Raw genomic sequence first — 22,183 nt, forward strand, 5'->3', positions numbered from 1 at the left:
CGGTCAGCGTCCAAGCGCACCAAGACCGAAGACGCGAAGGCACGGCGATTCCCTCCACTCCCAGTTCCCGGCAATCGGAAGATAACACGATTCCGCGTGCAAACCGCGCCCCGCCTCAGTCTGAGACGCAAGGTATACACTGTGGCGGTATGCCACCGCTCGTTGTGTTCTCGTGGCCTTACGGCCTTCTTTTCCTGGCCGTGCTCTTCTGGGCCTTCGCGCCGGAGTTTCGGATCGTCTCGAGGCCGACCGAACCATCGACGACTCCGCATGACGCCGGGTCGAAGCGACTGATTGTGGTCGGCCAGGGTGTGGCGGCGTTCGCTGCGTTCTTGATCGCGGCCAGCGTGCCGTCGGCGCGGCTCCCGCATCCCTTCCCGCTGTTCTGGGCGGGCCTCGTCGCGATCATCGGGGGCAGCCTGCTGCGCCGCCATTGTTGGCGAATGCTCGGGGCGAGCTTCACCGGCGCCGTGATTGTCAGGCCGGATCAGGTGGTCGTCGACCGCGGCGCGTACCACTACGTGCGCCATCCGTCGTACACGGCGGGCGCGATCCTCTTCCTCGGCATCGGACTCGCTCTCGCCAACTGGATCAGCCTCGTCGTGTTGATGGGCGCCGTCTCGGCCGTCTATGGCTATCGCGTCAGCGTCGAGGAGCGCGCGCTCGCGACGACGATTGGCGGACCGTACCGGCGCTACATGAGCCGCACGAAGCGGTTTGTGCCGTTCGTATTCTGACCGGCGGACGGTCAGGGTCCGGCAGCGCCGGCCGGGCCACCTGCTGGTGGCCTTCCTCCTGGTGACTTTCCTGCCCGCTTGTGCCCTGGGCGTGCTCGGCTGGCGACTGTTCCGGCAGGACGTGGCGCTCGAGGCCCGTCTCATGTTCAGCGCGAAGGGCCGCCTGTGGACCGTCCCGGCGGCCGGGGGAGAAGCTGTGGCGATCAGCACCGACATGGACGGGAGCATCTCCCAGTTCGCGCTCGCGCCCGACGGAAAGACGATCGCCTTCAACGCGCCGACTGGGCGGCGATCTGGAGCTGTGGCTGATGGAAGGGTTCCTGCACCTGATCAAGCCGACCCGCTGAGCGGTCAGCGCCGAGAAGCGCTGCGCCCGGGCGCGTGCGTCAGCCTTGTCGGCCGCGGTCGCGTTGGGCTGACAGGCGACGATGACCTCGTCCACCATGTAGTTTGCGCGATCGGTGAGGGCGCCGGGGCCGCGGCCGTTGTCCTGCTGCGCGCCGCCTGCTGCCACCCACACACCAATTGCTCCGGCCACGGCGACGAGCGGCGCAGCCAGGTGGACCGATCGCCGGATGCTGTGAGCCTTCATGGATACGTCCCTCCTGCCGCGCGGGGGCGCGGACGCTACTCGACAGGTTGGATCCAGTCGTGTCGTATGCGATTGCGGTTTGTCATTCATTCTGCCACTGCGAAGAGCTTGTGGCGTGCCTCGAAGCCCAGACGCGGAAATTCTCGTTCAGCCCGAAAGTGTGACCTATGTCTCCGGAATAGACGGATGGCAGATGGCCAGGCCAGCCGTAGCATCGCGAAGAGATGCGGGGTCCGAAGCGATGCGAACGCCGGGCCCCCGGCTTAGAAGGCCCGTTGTCTGAGACCCTCAAGAACAGGCCAGTATTCGCGGATTCTGCGAAGCCAATCGGTTATGGCGTAGCGGTTATGTGGCGGGGGTCACCAACGCCGCCTCGGATTGAATCTCGGCCAGAAGTTGCCCGTTATCGCTTGAATCGGAGTCGAACGCGATAACCGATCGCCCGTTGGGTCCTGTGGGTCGAGCGAATGCCGACCGCCGGTTGATTCCCGGCATCGACGGCAACTGGTCGTGGTCTCAGTTGTGAGCCCGCGAACCGCTGGAATTGCCATCAACCTAGCGATAGGTTATCATTGACGCATGACGTGGGGCGAAGTCATCCGGAAGCTCAAGGCAGCCGGCTTTGTGGAAGTGCGGGGCGGTAAAGGCAGTCACCGGCTGTTTAGGCATGCCACGACCGGCAACGAGATCTGGATCGCCGTCCACACGAGAAAGGATGCGGGGCAGCTGGGCAACCGGATTCTCAGAGAGGCGGGGATTCAGTGACGACCTACTATCCGATTGTGATGGAAATCGAAACGAGTGGCGCGGTGAGCGCCTATGTTCCCGGGTTGCCGGTGTTTGCGGCGGCCGACACGCGTGCAAAGGCCGAACAGGCGATTCGCGAGATCTTGGCGTCCTATCTCGAGGCCCATCCGGAAAGCGCGCCGACGAGCGAAGTGCGGGTAGCCCGGGTCTCCGATGGTCAACGATCGAAAGTCCATATCGTCGGCGTGGGTGCCCTTCTTGGCACCGGTCGGAGTCGGCGCAAGGCCCTCGCCTCTCAGGTGAATGGTCGGCTGGGAGGCCGGCCGCGAAAGACCGCGTGATACTGAAATCGGATTTCTCGCTCGATCGCCTCGTGCGGTTTTTGGTCTTGCCAGGCCATGATGTGGACATTGTGGTGAAGAAGCGGTCGCGACACGGGGTCAACTTACCAAACAGTCCAGACGTGTACCGTCCGATGGGGGTTTGGCTCATGGTCAGGCTTGTCGCCGAACTTGCGGTGGAGGTAGAACCCACACCAGACGCCGAAGGCGAACACAAGCAATGGCGCCATCACCGGATCGTCATGCACCGCAGAACGTCGCTTTCGCACACCGCTCGCGCAGGATCTTGAGTGCGGGGTCGTAGTTCTCCGCCGTGCAGTAGAGCCCAATCGGCTTGTCAAGGAACCCGCCCTTGACGAGCACGTACCGGCGTCCGGCTCCCAGCTTGATCTTACGGACGTCGCCGTACGGGATGAAGGCGTTCTTCTCCGACCGCGCCAGCAGGCCGGCACCCATCGCGCTCATGTTGCCCGCCAGCACGCCGACGACGACGGCCGCGTCCGACGCCGCGGCTGCTCGTTTGCCTGCTACGCTGTGCACGCCCTCGGTGGTCAGTGCGAAGGTCATACCTAGCCCGCCGAACAGATCGATGACCGCGAACACGACGGCGACCAGCGCCATGATGCCGAGGAAGAGACCTCCTCCGACCAGCAGGCCGGTCGAGCCAGATCCGGCCAGCAGGAAGATCACGCACACGAGGGCGGCCCCGGAGCCGAAGGCGACGGCCAGCCCTTTCCACAGCGGCCCATTCAGCAGCGTCCTGACCCTCGCGGGCCACATCAGCAGCACCTGTTCATCGCCATCCCGCGGGGCGGGCTGGTCGACCTGGTCGTCGTCAACTGAGTGACTCATGCTTGCCTCGCTGTTCGCCTACCGCGTTGCCCACCGCGTGAACGTCGTGCCTTGATGATCGAACGTGCCTTCGAGGCGACCCGCGCGCCCTACTTCTTCGTTGCCGTCCACGGATAGCTGCCCGCTCCGCCCTGGCTGAACGTCCCGCGCATCGCGCTGCCAGAGATCACTCCGACGTAACGCTGATCGCCCTGAGTTCGGCGAAAACTGATGGCACTCCCTTCGAGGCGAAGGTCAAGCATGGGCTCCCAGCCACTCCCGCCCAGGTTGAACCGACCCTGATAGGCGCCGCCGCGATCAGTCAGTTCCATGATGCCGGGCCATCCGTTGAATGAGACGCTCCAAGTGGCGACGCCTCGGCCTTCGGCCGACGGAGGTGGTGGAGTGACGGCGGGAGCCGCAGGCGAAGACGCGGGCCGTATCGCAGACGGAGCGGAGGACGTGCTGACGGGAGCGGGCGCTTTGCTGGCATCCAGCGTGAACTTGTAGATGTAATAGAACGTCTGTCGCCGGGCGAACACGCCAAATTCCGCGGCGAAATACATCGTGTCCCCGGGTGACGCCTGCATCGGCGTGTACGCCTTGCTCGCTTCCTTGCTCCGCTCGCCGAGTTTCAAATTGAAACCTGCCGAAGGCCCGTACCACACGGCGCTGCGGGAGGGGTAGTTTGCGCCGATGCTTCCAATCCCGCCAACGCCCAAGCCCCGGACGTCGTCGCTGCCCGCGTCGGAGACGACGATCCGGAAGTTGATCTCCTTGCCGGGGATCAGCACCCTGGGGGGCGAGGTCCACTCGACCTTCATGCGCACCCTGACGGCATTCACCTTGGGATCGGGATGGCCGAACGTGCTCTCGACGCTGCCCGCGCCGTCCACGCCCGTTTCGACGGGCCTCCACTTCTGCAAATATTCGGCGTCTACTTTCTCGACGACGAACTCCGTCTTTTCGAGCACCCAGGCTCCGGTGGCCGGCACACGATCCGGCACGGCAGGAGCAGCAGCGACCGGGAGCTTCGATGCAGGGCTCGCTGGCGCCGGTGGCTTGACAACAGCGCTCTCGGATATTGGGAGCTTCGATGCAGGGCTCGCTGGCGCCGGGCGGTCTGGCGCTGGCGCGGGGGCCACGGGCGGGTCCGGTGGAGCAGTCACCATGGGCGTCGGCGACGCGGATGCCGTGACGGCGTGGCCTTCAACGATGGTGTGGCCGCGGCCGCCGCTCTCGCTGTTTTGTGCCCATGTGGACGGGCTCGAATCGACGATCGTGTAGGTCCCGGCCGGAATCACGACGTTGGGTCGAACTTCCCAACCCGCATTCGGCACGCCGCCCTGTCCAGGCGTTCCCGTGGCCGCCCACGGCCCGAACACGGCTCCGTTGGCATGGCGGAGCGCAATAGTGCCGGTTCGCGCCGAACCGTTGCCGTCGTTCCAGTGATACGTGAACACGTACGAGATCACGTGCGGCCTTGAGATCGTGAACTGCGTCGGCGCCGACGGCGAAGTGGAAAAGCCGCCGATGTTCGTGATCTTGAAGACCACGACATTCGTTCCGGTCGGTGCTGGCACAACGGCGACAGGTGTCGAGGCCTGCTCCTGCTTCGCCGCCGCCGCTTTCCTCTCGGCGGCAAGCGTCGCCTGTTGCGCAGCCTGCTTCGCAGCGTCCGCCTGCGCCTGGCTCTTCCGCAGGCTCGCTTGCGAGATGCTGACCGAGATCGTCCCGGTCCCCGTTCCAAGCGTGGCACCAAGGTTGTCGTGCACGGTCACCACCGCAGCGACACTGCCGGTCTGCGAGCAGTTGAACGTCGGCTCCTGCGAGATGGCATTCGAGATCGAACAGCTTTCGGGCGATGCGGTCCACTGGTAGTGGAGCGGCAGGTTGACGGGCGCCGGCGTGACGTCGGCACGCATGCTCACATCCTGGAAGACCGCGATCTGCTGCTCCTCGTCTACCAGGCGGCCGGCTTGTGCGCTCCACACCTGCGGCTTCGGCCCGCGTGAGGTAGGCCCCGTCACCTTCACGTTGTGCGGCCGCGCAGAGACGACGACCGCTTTGGTGCCGAGATCGTCGCCCCCGTCCTTCGCCTTCGCGTGGGCCGTCACCGTTACCGGTGTCTTGTCCTTCGGGATGAAGGAGTAGACGCGCGGATTGGCTTCGGCGCCCGGGTTGAGGACGCTGCCGGCGTACTCCCACCAATAGGTGATGAACGCGTCACCCACCGCGGGGGTCTCCGACGCGGTGATGCGCACTTGCTGGCCAGGGTAGGGCTCGGCGGGGACCATGCGCAGGGTGATCTCGGGATTCACGACCTCAATTTCGAGCTGGTTCGATTCGGCAAGGGTCGTGAGGACCGTTCCCTTCTTCTCGAGGATCTGCACCCACACTTTCGTCACGCCTGGACGGCTGAAGACGGCCTTTGTCTGAGTCGCCGGGCCTTCACCAGGCTGGAAGGCCACCTCCGGCGTGGGCTGCCAACGATAGATGTAGCTTCCCGTGATCGGAACTCCGCTCGAGACCAACCTCGCGGAGAACGTGACCGACGCACCGACCGCCACGCTCCTGGTGGCCGGCGATTGTTGTGTGATCTCGGCCTTCAGATCGGCGACTTCGTATTCGAGCGAAGCCGAGCCGAGCGTGTACCGGGCGCCGTCCACCGACACCGACAGCGGGTACCTGCCTGGCTTCTTCGGCCTGATAGTGATCGTGGCGCTGCCTGTCGATGTGCCGGGCTTGCCCTCAATATCCCCCGCCCAACCGTAGCGGAACGGCCGGTCTTCGGGCTTTGCGTTCTCGACAACGACCGAGACTTTTACGGTGTCGCCGACCTTGAGTGTTTCGAGCGCAGGTGGCGACAGCGTCACCTTCGGCATGTCCGAGCCGTCGAGCTTCGGCCCCGTGTAGGGCACCTTCGTGAATGATCCCTTCTCGACCAACGTGAGGCTCGCGACGATCGATTTGGCGTCGGCCTGGGCGGCACTCGCCTGGCTCATCAGAAACGCCTGGTCAACATTCGTCCAGCAACCGGAACCGCTCACGCTGTACGCGACCTCGACCGTGTGCCGGCCTTTGATCAGCCAGCCGCGGCCCCCGGCGATCACAGCGTCTGCACGGAACCCCCCGTCAGACCACCCTCCCGGAAGGAACACGACCGACGTATCGACAAATTGTCCCTTGAAGTCTCCGATCGCGAACGGTCTGACCGCTGCCGTCGCGCCCCACCTCGCTTTCGACGATGCGACGACATCATTGATCCGCTTCGTGATCTCCTCCGGGGTGTCCGCGGAACCTGACGAATCGATCCGGCCCGAGATGTCGGACTGCACTTCAGCATTCCACTTGCAGTCCCCGGTGCCCGTGGTCTTGGCGTTCTGTCGCTTGAAATCGAATCCCCTCGGATTGTTGCCGCCGTCCCAGATGCCGGGGACCGTGCCTCCGAATGTGATCACGGAACTGTCGGCCGGCTGGTCCTGAACCGGCGTGGGCGACGGCGTCGGGGCCGGCGTCTGCGGCTTCACGTTAGCCAGCGGCTTTGGCGGTGGAGGTTTCGGCAGGCCGTACAGCAGTTTGGCCGCGGCCAGGGCCTTGGCGTACTCGGCAAAGAAGGCCGAACCTTCCTTGGGTTGGGCCAGGTCGTAACCATCCAGGATGCCCCGCCAGGGAAAGACCACGCCGCCGAGCAACGCAAACGCTTTCTTGTCCACCGGGTCGGCAGGGTCGGGGGCGGATCCCTTCAGTTTCAGCAGGTCGCCGCTAACGAGGGTGATGTCGGCTGCGAAGCCAAGGCGCGATTGATCGGCTCTGCGTGCATCATCCTTGTAGTCGCCGCTGAACGGAAACTGGAGCACCTTGCTCCACTCGAAGCCGGTTTTCTGGAGCACGCTGGCCTGGATGTTCTTGTGCTCGTCATAGATGCGCACGTATGTCTTGAGGGCCTCCTGCCAATACCGGCCCGCCACTACGGCCTTCCTTGTCGCCCCGCTTTCGCCCGCGCCGCTTTGGTCGGCGGCTATTTGTACCTTGGCGGACAACAGTATCGGGCCGCCCTCTCGGTCCTGAAGGGGTCTGCCACCGACGGCGATCAACTTCTTCTGCACGGCATCGAGTTTGGGTTTCAGGGCCTTGCTGGCGTCGAGCTTGCCGCGCATGTCCTCGGCCGCCTGGATGAGCTGCGGCGTCATGACCTCACTGGCCAGGTACGCGCGGCGCTTCTCAACGGAGGTCTTGAGCAGATGGTCGTAGACCTTGCACCACTTGTCGGGGCTGTTTCGGCAGACCAGATCGAAACCCGCAGCCCAGGCCAGGTATTGACCCGCTGCGAGATTCCAGGGATTGCCGGGCCGCCACATCTCGTGCTTGGTGATCGCCTCCAGTTGGGTGGCTGCCGCCTGGCGCAATTGCTCGATCACCGGATCGTTGGCCACGTACACCGAGTCCAGCACGTCGGAGGTCACCCTGGAGAGGTCGTTGATCCGGTAGGCCAGGCCCGTCACAGGATGATCGACCACGACAGCCTTGGTCGTGAGGTAGAAGGTTGAGAGATCCTCCTTCTCCACCACCCTCCCTCTGGGCAACTTCAACCGCAGGAAGCTTGGTCGATCGCCGCTATCGTCAAACTCACCGCCATAAACCAGGATCTCAACCAGGCCCTCCTGTTCGGTCTTCAGACGCAAGCCCGTCGTGACGGCGCTGGTCAGTTCCACCGTCATCGTGAGGACATCACTGCCCAACATCAACGGCCAGGCCGGGGTCAGATAGAGCGCGTCCTTGACGAACAGCAGGGCCGCCTGCTTGTCCAGGCCCACAGTGAACGCCTGCTTGATCCCCATGCCGCCAGGCGGGAAATCCAGCAGGAAGAAAGCGGCGTCGCTCAGGTCGTTTCCGAGCTTGCCCTGATCGTGACGAGTGGCCATGCCATCGAGGAAGGCCACTCCGCCAGCGACGACCATGGCCTGGGACAAGAACTTGATCCCGCGGGGGTTCTGGATCAACTTCACCAGGAAGCCGTCGCCCTGCGGATTGGCGAACAACCTCTCCATGGCGGCGAGGCCTTTCTCCTCGGGCTTGCCCTGCATCAGGCTCTTGCGAGCCTCGGTCATGGCCGCTCGCTGCTTGGCGCTGGGCTGCTCGAGCAACATCTTCAGCCAGGACTCCCGAGTGCCGCCACCCTTGACCCACTGGTCCACAGCCTCGATCATGTCGTCGGCTTGGTAGAAGCTGGTGGAGAGCGTCTGATAGAGCGCCTGGTCCCCGCCGGCAATGATCCGCAGGTTTTCCAGTATCTCTTCCTCGGTCAGGGCCAGGGCGTTTCGGCGCATCAGGGCGAAGCCGGTGGCGAGCTCATCCATGGCCTTGCGGACCTCAGGATTGCCGGCCAGAGAACGGCCCGCGGCCCGCGCCGCACGCAGGATCGGCGTCATCTTGTAGGGGATCTCCATAAACGCGAACCGGACATTGGTGCGCCGCAAACTCACCAGCCAATCCAGGTCCTTACCGGTCAGATGGAGGTTGGCTGTCCCCCGCAGCTTCTTGAGCTCGCGTATCTGATCGTCGATGAAGACCTGGTCCTGCTTGCCCACGGTGCGCAGAGCCCCGGATTCGTTCAAGGCCATCTGTTCGCGCAAGACATACTTCACTTTGTCCGGATCAGAGAGCTTGTCCCACCCTCCGTGTACATCCACGATCTGGCGTTCGCAGGACCCCACCATGGTCAGGGCCCCGTACTTCCGCACGGCCTCGACGAACCCCTTTTCGTCGAACATAGTGGCCAGCAGGGAGCTCTTCCTGGCGTCGACGAAGTCCTTGAGCGGTTCGGCCAGCAACCCGGGCTTGCCTTTTTCGGCAATCACCACTCCTTTGGTCAGGGTCTCGGCCTTGATGCCGCCCAGCCCGGCCTCGCCCAGGAACTTCTCGCTTTCCATCAATTCGAGGCCCAGCAGATCCAACCCTCCGAGTTCTTTGAGATGGGACAGATCGAACCCCTTGACCTTGGCCCCGCCCAGCCCTTCTCCGCGGATGAGTTCGTTGAGTCTGGCCGAGGCAGACACGGCCTCGGCACCGACGAAGGTGATGTCGTCGTCGGAGAACAGGTAGCGGTAACCGTCCGCGCGTGGCGCCCCCTTCAACAGCTCCAAATGGCGTTTGGCCGAAGAACCGGTGCGCAACGCCGCGTCCACTCCCTTGAACTCCCCCATCACCTGCTGGACTAATCTGTTGACCTTGCTGAATCTGGCCGCATCCAGGCGCTCCCGGACAAGGCTTTCGAACGCGTCGGCGCCACCGGCGTACTTCGCACCGGCCTTCTTGAGGATCGCCACCACGCCGTCTTCCTCTTCCCTGGTGCCACGGCTCAAATCAACGGATCTCAAGACGCGCTCGACCGTGGCCGCGTCCGCCTGGCCGCTGGTCGCCCACGCGCCGAGCAGCGTCTCTGTGATGGCACTTGTGTCTTTGGGCGGAATCTGCGCAACTGGCGCGTCGTCGGCCCGGGCCGGCGCGGCGACACGCTCGGGCAGGCTGTTCGAGCTACGCAGGGCGTCGAGAATCGGTTCGTGCTGGGCGAATGCGGCTGTGGCGATCGAGAGAATTGAGATCCCGAATGCGGCAACAATCGACCTGCGCACCATGTATATTCTCCCGACGCCACCGCGGTCTCGAGCCACGTGATGGTCACGCGGTTCACGAGCGCACGCCCGGCCGGAGTATATGCGGGCGAGTGAGCCGATACAATCAGGCCGAGGCCGTCGCGTGTCAGCGCTTCGCCGGCTCCCGGCTCGCGTCCTTCTTCAAGTAGGGCACCCCGTCGCTCAGCCACTCCGGCGCCGGTGCGCCCTTCAAGTAATGGTCGAAGAATTCCATGAACCGCACCGTCAGGTCTTTCTGGTTCGCCACGCCGCCGAGGTGGTGCCCCTCGCCAGGGTAGGCCAGCAGCACCGCCTTCTTCCCGTTGTAACGGAGGGCGTTGTAGAACGCGAGACCGTTGATGAAGCCGACGGTCGGGTCGGATGTGCCGTGCATGATCAGGAACGGCGCGACCGCTTTCGGCGCCCACGTGAGCGCCGACTCGTTGTGATACCGGTCGGGCTGGTCCCACGGCGAGAAGCCCCAGCGCCCCTGGTCATAGAGGTAGTACCGGAACGCCGTGTCGCCGCTGCCACCCTGAGCCGCATACGACCAGCCCCAATTCATGTTGAAGTCATTGTAGAGATCGACCACGCCCGCGCCCATGCCGATGGCGGCGAACATCTTCGACATCGTGCCGACGTAGGCCGCGCCCTCGCCGCCGTAGCTGTGGCCAGTGACGCCGATGCGTTTCGGGTCGGCGTAGCCCATCTCGATGACCTTGCGCGTGGCCGCCTCGACGCATTCCAGCATGTCGCTGTGCGACGAGCCCGTGCGGAAGTGGACGTCCGGCATCATCGTCAGGTAGCCGTCGCTGGTCGCCTGCGTGGGCATTCGGCCCATGCTGACCATGTACACCGGCGGCGTGTAGACGTGCATGTTCTGCGAGTTCTTCTCGTAGAACGTGACGATCATCGGCCGTTTCTCGCCCGGCTTGTAGTCGTCGGGCACCGCCAGGATGCCCTGCAGCCGCACGCCGTCCTTGTTCTTGAAGTCGAAGAGCAAGCGGTGCCCCCACAGGAAGTCCTTCTGCTGGGGATTGGCGTCGGTGATCTTCTTTGAATCGGCAAAGCCCGGGCCCGAGACCCGCAGGTCGGGGAACTCGACGAAGGTCTGCCGCGTGAACAGGAACCGATCGGCCTTGCGCGCCTTGACCGGTGTGCTGAACGACGCGTCCTCGTAGACGAGCTCCTTCATCTGCCCGCCACCCAGTTCGTAGAAGCCCGCCTTCTTCGTCCATTGGCCGTAGGCCGACAGAGTCACTGGTTTGGTGAGGTCGAACGTCCCGCGGGGACCGACGGCGCGAGCGACGCTCGGGTCCAGCTGCTCGGTCCGGACGAGGCGGAAACGCATCTCGTTCTTGCTGCCGAGGCCGCCCGTCAGATTCGTGGGCGCCGAGCCGTCGAGCGGGAGCAGCCACAGGTCGTAGAGGTGATTGACGATCACCGCCTTGCCGTCGCTGGTGAAGCCGGCGATGCCGAACGACGGCCTGGTTCCCGGGTGGTCATCTTCCGTGTCGATGAAGCTGACCGGCGTCGCCCCGCCGAGCGTCCTGGTGGCGTTGGCGTTGAGGTCATAGGTCTGGAACCTGTTGTCCTTCCAGTAGAGGAAGTGCGTACCGTGAGGCGAGATGCCAAAGACGTGGCGGCCTGTCAATTGTCCCTGTGCGATCAACGTCCGTTCGCCGGTGGCGGTGTTCACGCGGTAGAAGTCGGCGGCCGGCAGCTTCTTCTGGTCGGCGAGGTAGGCGCGCGTGTCGCGCCCGACCGCCCACTTGCCGTCCGGCGCGACGTCGAGATCTCTCATCGTGTCGTCGGTGAGCCTGATAAACCGTTTCGCCCCCACGTCGAACGCCTGGCGGAAGGTGAAGTTCCGGTCCTGCGTCGCGCGGATCAGCTGCAGGGATTGCACCCGATCGTCCGAGGTGTTCCACACGTCCACGTCAGCCGCCTCGTCGGTCGTCCGACGCGTGGTATCCGGTGCGGAAACCTGCTCCTTGATCCCGAAGAAGACGCGCGTGTTGTCCTCGCTCCAGGCCAGTGCCGCGCGGTCGCTTACGACCCAGCCCTTGGGGAAGCTGTCGGTCTTGGCCGGCTGGAGCACGGCTGGCGCCGCCACAGAGGCGCCGTCCTTCAACGCCCCAACGACGTCCGGAAACGCGATGAGCACGTTGTCGCGCTCGCGCATCTTCTCGACATCGCTCCCCTTGAGCACGGCGAGAGCATTGCCGTCCTCGTTCCAGGTAAGCCGGTTGTAGTTCTTCGCGTCGCTGTCGAGCGTGGTCGTCCGTCCGGTGCGGGTGTCGAAGACGACGAGGCCGTTGACGTCTTTCACAGCCGCGTCCACGGTGTAGGCGAGCAGTTCGCCCGTGCGGTTGAACGCGATGTCGGCCACGCTGCCGAGCAATTGCTGACGCCCCGTCCTGAGGTCCAGCAAGATGGCATCGACGCCGCGCGCTCCTGCCGGCGCGCCCGCGGCTCCGGCGGCCTGTCCCGCCCCGGTGGGCGGCTGCCCGCCCGGCGCTCCCCCGCCACCACGCCCGCCCGCAGCCGGCGCGGCCTCGCCGCCGCGTCGGCGGAGATAGAGGTGAGTCGACGTGGCCGAGAAGGCAAACGTCCCGATGTCCTGCCACGATCGCACTTCGGCGGTCGCCAGGTTGCGCACCTCGACGCGCCGGGGTGGGATGGGCGGCGCCGCGCCCCCCCTGCCCTGCCCTGAGCCTGTCGAAGGGCCCTGCCCTGAGCCCGTCGAAGGGCCCTGCCCTGAGCCTGTCGAAGGGGCGCCCTGGCCCGACTGCGTTCCGCCCTGTCCGGAGGGTGCGGTCTGGGACTGACCGGCGTCGGCTGGAGCAGCGCCTCCTCCGGAACCGCCACGACCGCCGCGGCCTCGCTGAGCGGCGCCAGGGTCCACCTGGTAGGCAATCCACCTGGAATCCGGGGAGAACGTGCCGTCCATGGCGTCAGCCACGGTCACCTCCACGCTGGTCTCGAGGTTCAGCAGATGCAGGACCGGCTTGGCCTCGGCCGCGACGACGTTGGTCGTCTGCAGGGCGTAGGCAACCCACTTCCCGTCCCCCGAGATTGCCTGGCGCTCGATGCTGCGCCACTTGGTGTAGTCATCGATCGTCATCGCTTTCTTCGCCGGGGCTTGCGCCCCCGGCAGAGCGTAGGCGGCAACCAGCAGGCCCGCCAGCAGAAGGACGAAGACGGTGAGGTGGCGGGATGACGGTGGGCGCTTCAGAGCGGTCATGTTCATATGCGTTCCTTCAGGCGGCCGTCCGGGGCAACCACGCGCCGACGGCATGGGTCGCCGTGCATTCTACAGCGAGGAGCAGTGTGGCGTGGCTGCGCAATTGGCTGATGCTGCCCGCGGCCAGCTTCGGCCGGATTCGCGGTGACCGGTCATTGGGGCAGGCGGCGGCGATCTCAGGTCACTGGGAAGGGTGGTCGTGATCACCGGCCATGCCGGCTCGAGCCGATCGAGTATCTGTTCAGCCCGAAAGTGTGACCCATGTCTCCGCCGGAATGATCTGTTACCTATGTCTCCGGAATAGATGTCGCTGTCAGAAACTCGGTACTTATTGTGGTTGTGGCACTTGTGGACCGAGACTGATCATCCGGGATCGCGACGGCATCGACGGACCTGAAGTTCAGACGACGATTCGGGCTAGGGGCATCGAAGAAGTCGTGGTCGCGCCTTGTGCACCCTGGCAGAGCCTGTTGGTGGAACGCGCGATCGGCTCACTGCGGCACGAATGCCTCGACCACCTCATCGTCTGGACCGAGCGCTCGTTGCGCCGCCACCTCCGTCAGTACCTCGCCACGAACACAAGTGGCGAGCGCACCTCCCGGTGGTCAGGGACGCGCCTGTCCCTCGGGGCGGCGCAACCGCCGACCTGCGGCACCATCGTGCAAGTCCCGCAATTCGTCGGCCTACATCATCACCACGAACGTCGCGCCGCCTGACGCTCGCTCTCGGCGCCATCGACAGCTCACCGCCAGCCGGCGTGGTTCGTCGTGGTATGCCCATCTCGGATGGCTGTTGTCCCGGACGCGGCCAGCACCCCGCAGCAGGAGTTCCTCGATCCGCGTGACGGCGCCTTGATCACGCCTCCGGGAGTTCATTGCCGTGCCGACGGAGTTTCTGGTAGGGACAGGTGTCTAGCGCGCATAGCTCGGGCGTCTGAAGAAGACCCACAACGAGAGGACGGCGAGAAAGACCGCGGGCAGCGGCGTAAAATAGATCATGCTGGGGATCTTCCAGCCGCCGCTGATCTGCAGCCATCCCAGGGCGGCAACGCAGCAGCCCATGACCACCAAGAGCACAACCACGAGGCGCTTTCGTCCATCCCGCCAGAGCGAGCCCAGATCGGGGAAGAGCATCGGAACGAACAGATAGAAACCGGTGAGGCCGGCGATGTAGATGAGGGCTCGCTCGGGGCGGGGCAGGATGCTCTCGATGCCGCCCAGGTGTTGGATGGCGAGGATGAGCAAGCCGCCAACGAAGCCCGCGAGTTGGATCAGCAATGGTGTGAGAAAGCGTGCCCAGCCAACGGTCCGACGCCGGGTGGGAAGGACGAGGAGCAAGCGCAGACGCCTTTCGCTGACCTCGTTGGCGTTGATCGTGATCCCGATGAACATGGACGCGGAAACGAATAGGACCGCCGCCATCAGAAAGAAGACGGTGTCTTGTTGACGATCGACGAGGATGACGACGGCTTGGATGAGAGCTGCAAGCACCAGTGCGGTGCCGTAGGAGGTCAGCATCATCCTGCGGTTGTAGCGCAGGGTCATTCCGATCAGCGCCCGCACCGAGACAGTCGTTTCGCTGGCTGCAGAGACGGGGTGTGCGCGAGGTTCGGGTTGGTCGTTCATGGCGTCCTCTAGCCAACCAGGCTGATGCGACGTTGGTACAGCACCGAGGAGAGACAAGTGAGCGCAGCGCCGGTGGCGACCGCGAGCAAAGCCGCCACGGGGCGGGCAAGAAGCCCGGAGAGGTTGGCGGCAAGCGGAATGGCGAAGCCGGCGCCGACCGCGCCGATAGCCACCAGCGCGTCGCCCCGTCGCGCTTCCGCGTGGGCGACCTTGATCTCGGTGACGAGCGCCACCAATGGGACGAACGGCGCGAGCTGGGCAGCGAAGGCGACGGGCGCGAAGACGCGGTCGACATCAAGCCGTTGTCCCAGGGCGAGAAAGCCCAGCGTAGTGCCGGAAACTGCCACGGCCGTACCGACTACGAACATGGTCATCGGCGTCAGGGCGCGGGCTCGCGCCACGTCTCGGCGGCCAATCGCGAGCAGCGGTGCGAGCAGGCTGCGATGATCACGGCGTTCGAGATCGGGGAGCAGCCCGGCGACGCTGGCGGAGGCGACGACCAGGGAAAGCCCCAGAGTGAGCGGGAACTTGTCCTTCTCGGAAAGGGCAACCTGGAATGCCGTAAAGAGCGCCAGCACCCAGCCGAGCGCCACCATCCACCAGCGATAGCGGAGGGTCGTGCTAACGAGCCGCCACATGGGGCGCCCCCCTGCCTTTGAGGATCTCGACCGCGATCTCGTCGATGCTCATGCGTACGTGTTCGATGGCTTCTGCGCCCAGGCCGCGGAGGGCCTCCAAGGTCGCCTCGTAGTCGCAGCTGGTGACGCGGTGTTCGAGCCGGACCTGGCGGTGGTCGAGGACGCCTGGCAACGACAGCGTGGCGTCGGCGGCGAGGCGAAAGGAGATCCGTCGCCACGACTCGACGAGGTCGTCCTTGGCGGTGCGCTGAATGACTTGGCCGTCGGAGAGAAAGACCAGCTCGTCGGCCAGCCGCTCGATGTCGGAAAGCACGTGGGTCGAGTAGAAGATCGCGTGCTCCCCGTCCTCCTGCAGTTCCCACAGCACGTCGAGCAGCTCGGCGCGGACGATCGGATCGAGGCCGGCGGTCGGCTCGTCAAGGATCAACAAGTGCGGGGCGTGACCCAAGGCCGCGACGATGGCGAGCTTGGCCTTGTTTCCCTTGGACAGCTCGTTGACCCGCTTGTGCATGGGTAGGTTGAACCGTTCGGCCATGCCTCGTGCGCGCCGGTCCGACCAGTTGGGCTGGAAGCGCCCGACCAACCGGCGGTTCTCTTCGACCGTCCAGCGCAAAAAGAAGCCGCTATCCTCGCCGACCACGCCGATGTCCTGGCGCCAGCGCGGGTCGTCGGGGTGGTTAGGGCGGCCGAAGATGGTGATTGCACCTGCCTCCGGAACGAGCAGGCCGATCAAGCAATGGAGCGTTGTCGTCTTGCCGGCGCCGTTGGGGCCGATCAGTCCGAGCACGACGCCGGGCAGCAGGTCCAGATCGAGCGGTCCCAGCGAAAAGCCGGGGTAGCGCTTTGTGAGGCCCTGAATCGAGAAGGCGCTGCCGTTGGTGGGAGTATTCATTGCTGGCCTCCGTGCTCGTTGCCGCGCAAGACGCGGTTGAACACAGTCCGCAGTTGTTCATCGCCGAGACCGGTCCGGCGGCTTTCCTCGATGATGGGGGTGATCGCGGTGGTGAAGCGTTCGAGCGCCACCGCGCGTTTGCGCTTCTCGGGGATGGCCATGACGAAGAACCCCTTTCCGGGGCGAGAGCGGATCAAACCCTCGCGTTCCAGGTCTTCGTACGCTCGCTGGACCGTGATGACGCTGACCCGTTGGTCGCGGGCCAGCGCGCGAATCGACGGCAGCGGCTCATCGTCGGTGAGGTCGTGTGCCAAGATCCGCGTGCGGATCTGCCGAGAGATCTGTGCGTGGAGCGGCTCCTGCGAGAGCTCGGAGAGGGTGAGAATCACGGCCGGACCTCCTCCGGCGCCGTCAGGGAGCAATCCCCCGGCGATGAGGGCGTCGATCGCCTGTGCAGTTGCCAGCGCAGGCACGTGATGGGTGCGGGCCATGGCGTGGGGTGACGGCAGCAGTGCGCCATCTTCGATATCGCCGCGGAGGATCTTGCTGCGCAGCGGCTCGGGCGAGTGCTCAGAAAGGCTGAGGAGTATTGTTCCGCCTTCACTGTTTATATACTGTATAGACAGTTGGAGGTTTCGTCAAGTCGCTTCTTGCTCGCTTGTCTAAAGGGTGGCCGGTCTCGATGGCGTTGGAACATGGCCCGAACTCGGAGGCCACAAAGGCAATCTGCGAACCCAATCGGTTATATCAAGACGGTTATATCTTGCTGCGCGCCACTCTGTGCCCGATGCGAATATGGGCCTGAATCGGCGGATTGTAAGGCGGTTCGGACCCAAAGGCGATAACCGATCGATGGGGGGCGATCGAATGTTGGCGAGATTCACGGGGCAAAGGAACAACGCCCAAGCGTCAGGCTACGACTCGCTACGCGCCGTGTTACGCGACGTCAACGAGGGCGCGAGGGGGGGTCTTGTCCAATTCCTTCCAGAGCAGGGCCGCCGCGCCCAGCACCGCGCTGGTGCCCTCTGGCAAGCCCGACGGAAGCAGCTTGACTCTTCCCTGGAACGCATTCAACAGGTGCGCTTCGAGCGACGCCCTGGTCGGGATGAACAACAGGTCACCGGCGTTGGCCAGTCCACCGAACAGGACGATGGCTTCGGGACTCGTGTGGGCCACGCTCTCGGCGAGCTTCATGCCCAGGATGCGCCCCGTCTCCTCGAAGGCCATCTTCGCAATCACGTCGCCGTTGCCGGCCGCCTCGGCCACGAGTTTCGCCGTCATGTCGTTGAAGCTGATCGCCCGCAATGAGCTATCGTCCCGCCTGACGCTGAGCAATTCGAAGACGGTCCTGCAGATCCCCGGAGCGGACGCGTAGGTTTCGAGGCATCCGCGTCTGCCGCATCCGCAAAAGCGTCCGTTGGGGTCGACCGTTGTATGCCCAATCTCGCCGGCGAATCCATCGGCGCCGTACACCAGGTCCCCATTGGCGACAATACCGCTGCCCAGCCCTGTGCCGAGTGTAATGACGATGACGTCGCGCATGCCCTTCGCGGCTCCGAACAGAACCTCGCCGAGCGCGGCCGCGTTGGCGTCGTTCGTGATGGCCACCGGGACGGCGAAACGCTCCCGGAACAGACTGACGATCGGAGTGATGCCCCTCCAGCCAAGGTTCGGGGGATTCTCGATCGTGCCCCGGTGGTAGTTCGCGTTGGGCGCACCGATGCCGATCCCGACGATGCTGCTGGTGACCGAAAGCGGGGCCTGTAACTCGGCGATCGCACCGGTCAGTCGCTCAACCAGCGCGGACACGGGTACGTGCGACTGCGTCGGCACCGACGAGTCAGCCAGGCAGGAGCCGGTCCGGTCCACCAACCCGAAGACGGTGTTCGTCCCACCGATATCAATGCCCACGGCAATGTCAGTCACCATCGTGACACCTCGGCCGGCGCACGGTGCGCAGGAACATGCCCGTGCATTCCGTAGAACGCGATGTAGAGATAACAGAGCACCGGCAGGAAGAACGCCACCTGGATTCCGAACGCGTCCGCAAAAGCCCCCTGCACGACGGGCACGATGGCACCACCGACAATGGCCATGCAGAGAATGCCGGACCCCTGTCCCGTGTGCTTCCCGAGTCCTTCCAGCGCGAGCGTGAAGATCGTCGGGAACATGATCGAATTGAAGAGCCCGACGGCGAGGATGGCCCACATGGCGACGTGACCTGACGTTGCCATCGCCGTGATGACCAGCAAGGCGGCCATCCCGGCGTTGAACGCCAGCACACGGCCTGGAGCCACGACACGCATGACCGCCGCACCGATAAACCGCCCGATCATCGCGCCTCCCCAGTAGAACGACAGATACCGGCCAGCCTCCGCAGCCATCAGACCGGCGATCTTCGGCTGTCCGAGGAAGTTGACCAGGAAGCTCCCGATGGCCACTTCGCCGCCGACGTACACGAAGATGGCCACCGCGCCGAGCACGAGGTGCCGATACGTCCAGGCGCTGGGAGCGCTGTCAGCATGACGGGCGTCACCTGCCAACACGCGCCCGTTTGACGACGCGTTGATGGCCGGGAGCTTCACCAGGGCAAAGAACACGGCGATTGCGAAGAGCGCAGCAGCCAACCCGAGGTATGGAGTCTGAACCGATCCGGCTTCCGCCGACTGATAGGCGGCCAGGGCGGCCGGACTGAGTGCGGTGAGTTCACTGGCCGACTTCGCGGCAACCGACAGAATCAGCAACGACCCAAACAGAGGCGCGACCGTGGTGCCGAGCGAGTTGAAGGCCTGCGTCAGCGTCAGCCGGCTCGACGCGGTCTCCGGCTTACCGAGAATGGCAACGTAAGGATTTGCCGCGACCTGCAGCAGCGTGATACCGGAGGCAAGCACGAAAAGCGCCGACAGGAAGAGCGGGTACGAACGGGTCCCCGCCGCCGGAAAGAACATCACGCACCCCACGCCAGCCGTCAGAAGACCGAGCACGATCCCGCGCTGGTAGCCCACCTTCTCGACGATCAGACCGGACGGCAACGAGACGATGAAGTACGCGGCGAAGAAGGTGAACTGGATCAACATCACTTGCGTGTAGTTGAGCGAAAACACCATCTTGAGATGGGGAATGAGGATGTCGTTCAGGCAGGTCAGGAACCCCCACATGAAGAACAGTGACGTCAGCACGACGAGTGCGGCCGTGTGGTTCCGCTGCCCGGAGGCCGAAGCCTCAGCTGACACGTTGCTGACCGGTCCTTGTGCCATTCTGTTTCTCCTGAGAGTGCGGCCCAATGCCCGAATCCAAGCTCTCCAGTTCATCGGAACTCCCGCCTGTTTGACGTGACCGTCACGTCCGCGTTCAACCTGATATCACGCGAGGAGGCGCCGACCATGATCGTCCGCCTGCCGGCCGCAACCATCCACGCGTGGTCCTTCGTGGACCAGTACGACATGGCGCGGGAGTCGATGTGCACCTTGACCGGCCTGGACGCACCCGGCGCGAGCATGACGCGGTCGAAACCCACGAGGGCCTTCACCGCCATGGGGACGGGCGGGTTCGCCGGCGGCCCGATGTAGACCTGCGGCACGTCCACGCCTTCGCGTGTCCCGGTGTTCTTCACCGTGAACGTCACATCGTAGCCATCGTCCGCGCGCTTTACCGCCACGTTGGTGTAGGCGAACGTCGTATAGGACAAGCCGAAGCCGAACGGGAACAACGGCTCGATCTTCTCCTGATCGTACCAGCGGTAGCCGATGAAGATGCCCTCGGAGTACGCACCTTTCAGATTCACGCCGGGATACCGCTCCGGATTCGCGGTCGGCGCATCCTCCGCGCGCTTCGGGAACGTCACGGGCAGGCGTCCGCCCGGTGCCGCTTCGCCAAGCAGGAGCGCGGCCGTCGCCTCGGCGCCTTCCTGTCCCGGGTACCACATCTGCAGGATAGCGGCGACCTGGTCGGCCCAGGGCATCAACACCGGCGCGCCGTTGTTCATGACGACCACGGTGCGAGGATTCGCGGCCGCGACAGCGGCAACCAGCTTGTCCTGGATACCGGGCAGGGCAAGCGACGCGCGGTCGCGTCCCTCGGTCCCCTCGTCGTAGACGAACACCACCGCCACGCGGGCGGCCTTCGCTGCCGCGACGGCCTCCTCGATCCGCGCTCGTTCGATGTCGGGCGTGACCCACGCCAGGCGCATCTGCACCGGCGCGGGGCCGCCGCGTCCGCTGCCGCCCGCGGTGATGCTGATCGGTGTCGGCACGCCGGCCTCGAGGTGAATGGCGGTGCTCGAGTTGCTCAAACCGTCTGCGGTCTGAAGGAGCGCGGCCCCGCCACCGCCCGGGCCCGCGCCACGGCCTCCCTGTGCAGTCTGCTGCGCGGCCACCTGCGCGCCGAGCGCCATGCTGACGCGGCCGCCGGCCGACTGCACTTTCAGGATGTAGTCGCCTGTCTTCGGCGCCGTGAGCGTCCCTGTCCACGTGAACGTCGAGCCAGCCGGCAGCGTGTTCGCGCCGACGAGGTTCAGAGTGACAGCCGGCTTCAGGGCGCTCGCCGGCACGATGTCACCATCGAGGTCATACCCCTTCGCGTACGCGATGCGCGCGCCGGCGCCAGCCATCTTCTGCAGCACCTCGAGCGGATTATCCCGGCGCATCGGGCGGACGGCCGAGCTGCCGCCGCCCCCGATGTTCAGTACTTTCGCCGTCGGGCCAATCACGGCCAGCGACTGCACATCGTCTTTCGACAGCGGCAGGATGTTGCCCTGATTCTTGAGCAGCACCGCGCCCGCGATCGCGATGTCGCGCGCAGCCGGCGACGTGGTCTGAATTTCTGGCACCGGCCTGGTGTCTGGTGCGAGGAGGCCGACCTCGTCCATCGCGGACAGGATCCGCTTTACGGCCTCGTTCACGACGCTCTCGGACAGTTCGCCCTTCTTCATCGCGTCGGCCAGCGTCCCGTAGTTCCGCCCGTTCGGCATCTCCATTTCCATGCCGGCCTTCAGCGCGGGTGCCGCGCTGTGCGTAGCCCCCCAGTCCGACATGACGAAGCCCTTGAAGCCCCAGTCCTTGCGAAGGACGTCCGTCAGCAACTGTGGGTGCTCGGCTGCGTACGTGCCGTTGATCTTGTTGTAGGAGGCCATCACCGAACCGGCGCCGGCCTTAACCGACGATTCGAATCCCGGCAGGTAGATCTCGCGCCCGGTCCGTTCGTCGACGTCGGCGCTCACCGTCCCTCGCTGGTTCTCCTGGTTGTTGAAGGCGTAGTGCTTGATCGTCGCGATCACGCCCTCGCCCTGGATGCCCCTGGTCTCCGCCGCCACGAGACGGCTCGCCAGAAACGGATCCTCGCCGAGCGTCTCGAAGTTGCGGCCGGCCTGCGGCACGCGGACGATGTTGACCATCGGTGCGAGCACAACGTTTTGATGGCGTGCGCGGGCGTCCCGGCCGAGGATCGTCCCGAACTGCTTCGCCAGGTCGACCGAGAAGGTCGACGCCATTGCAACGGGCGCCGGGAGCGCCGTCGCCGGCTGCGCGGTGCGAATGCCCGCCGGGCCGTCAGTCAGTCGAAGCGGCGGGATCTTGAGGCGCGGCACGCCGGCCAAATACCCCGCCTGACCGTAACCGGCCGGATCGGCGGTGCCATACAGCATGCCGATCTTCTCTTCGAGCGTCATGGCGGCGACGAGGGCGTCGACCTTCGACGGCACGCCTGGCGGCACCGCCACCGTGCTCTTACCCTTGGCAGCCGGGGTCTGGCCGCCGCCCTGTGCGATCACGCCGACCGTCCCCAATGCGGCCGCGACGAGCGCCGAAATGATGAATGTCTTCATAATGTCCTGCTTTCTCGCTGTATGAAGGGCTCTGCCGCCAGGCACAGGGCTGATTATCGCCGTTTCCGCCTTCGGAG

General features: G+C 65.0%; 13 protein-coding genes. 3 read left to right on the top strand and 10 right to left on the bottom strand.

Annotated features, from left to right (window positions below; translation table 11 throughout):
* Positions 1-149: 149 nt before the first annotated feature.
* The 3 genes from NTV05_02195 to NTV05_02205 all read left to right on the top strand — a co-directional run bounded on the left by NTV05_02195 (position 150) and on the right by NTV05_02205 (position 2,417).
* Positions 150-737, top strand: coding sequence for an isoprenylcysteine carboxylmethyltransferase family protein (locus NTV05_02195; GenBank protein ID MCX6543207.1), 588 nt, complete (start codon positions 150-152; stop codon positions 735-737).
* 1,171 nt (positions 738-1,908) lie between these two features.
* On the top strand, positions 1,909-2,094 hold the full coding sequence (locus NTV05_02200) for a type II toxin-antitoxin system HicA family toxin (protein MCX6543208.1): 186 nt from the start codon (positions 1,909-1,911) through the stop codon (positions 2,092-2,094).
* Positions 2,091-2,417: a type II toxin-antitoxin system HicB family antitoxin gene (locus NTV05_02205; protein ID MCX6543209.1), complete on the top strand. Its 327-nt coding sequence runs from the start codon at positions 2,091-2,093 to the stop codon at positions 2,415-2,417. The genes NTV05_02200 and NTV05_02205 overlap by 4 nt, the downstream gene beginning before the upstream one ends.
* Positions 2,418-2,657: 240 nt before the next feature.
* Here the strand turns inward: NTV05_02205 and NTV05_02210 are convergent, their stop codons facing one another.
* The 10 genes from NTV05_02210 to NTV05_02255 all read right to left on the bottom strand — a co-directional run bounded on the left by NTV05_02210 (position 2,658) and on the right by NTV05_02255 (position 22,106).
* On the bottom strand, positions 2,658-3,269 hold the full coding sequence (locus NTV05_02210; GenBank protein ID MCX6543210.1) for a hypothetical protein: 612 nt from the start codon (positions 3,267-3,269) through the stop codon (positions 2,658-2,660).
* Between the two features lie 89 nt (positions 3,270-3,358).
* Complete coding sequence (locus NTV05_02215) at positions 3,359-9,886, bottom strand: BatD family protein (GenBank protein MCX6543211.1); 6,528 nt, start codon at positions 9,884-9,886, stop codon at positions 3,359-3,361.
* A 124-nt stretch (positions 9,887-10,010) separates the two neighbouring features.
* A complete protein-coding gene (locus tag NTV05_02220; protein ID MCX6543212.1) occupies positions 10,011-13,136 on the bottom strand; it encodes a prolyl oligopeptidase family serine peptidase in 3,126 nt (1,041 codons plus the stop codon).
* A gap of 905 nt (positions 13,137-14,041) precedes the next feature.
* Entirely contained in the window at positions 14,042-14,692 is a 651-nt protein-coding gene (locus tag NTV05_02225) for an ABC-2 transporter permease (protein ID MCX6543213.1), read from the bottom strand.
* A 71-nt stretch (positions 14,693-14,763) separates the two neighbouring features.
* Complete coding sequence (locus tag NTV05_02230) at positions 14,764-15,393, bottom strand: hypothetical protein (GenBank protein MCX6543214.1); 630 nt, start codon at positions 15,391-15,393, stop codon at positions 14,764-14,766.
* On the bottom strand, positions 15,377-16,285 hold the full coding sequence (locus NTV05_02235; GenBank protein ID MCX6543215.1) for an ABC transporter ATP-binding protein: 909 nt from the start codon (positions 16,283-16,285) through the stop codon (positions 15,377-15,379). Before NTV05_02235 ends, NTV05_02230 begins: the two co-directional genes overlap by 17 nt.
* The gene (locus NTV05_02240; protein ID MCX6543216.1) at positions 16,282-16,674 is read right to left on the bottom strand and encodes a GntR family transcriptional regulator; all 393 of its coding nucleotides are present in this window, start codon (positions 16,672-16,674) and stop codon (positions 16,282-16,284) included. The genes NTV05_02235 and NTV05_02240 overlap by 4 nt, the downstream gene beginning before the upstream one ends.
* Before the next feature lie 547 nt (positions 16,675-17,221).
* Positions 17,222-18,214 (bottom strand): ROK family protein, encoded by a 993-nt coding sequence (locus NTV05_02245; protein MCX6543217.1) that lies wholly within the window; start codon positions 18,212-18,214, stop codon positions 17,222-17,224.
* Entirely contained in the window at positions 18,208-19,542 is a 1,335-nt protein-coding gene (locus NTV05_02250) for a sugar MFS transporter (GenBank protein ID MCX6543218.1), read from the bottom strand. The genes NTV05_02245 and NTV05_02250 overlap by 7 nt, the downstream gene beginning before the upstream one ends.
* A 50-nt stretch (positions 19,543-19,592) precedes the next feature.
* On the bottom strand, positions 19,593-22,106 hold the full coding sequence (locus tag NTV05_02255; protein ID MCX6543219.1) for a glycoside hydrolase family 3 C-terminal domain-containing protein: 2,514 nt from the start codon (positions 22,104-22,106) through the stop codon (positions 19,593-19,595).
* Positions 22,107-22,183: the final 77 nt, after the last annotated feature.

The organism is Acidobacteriota bacterium (assembly GCA_026393755.1).
Classification (GTDB): domain Bacteria; phylum Acidobacteriota; class Vicinamibacteria; order Vicinamibacterales; family JAKQTR01; genus JBAXOX01.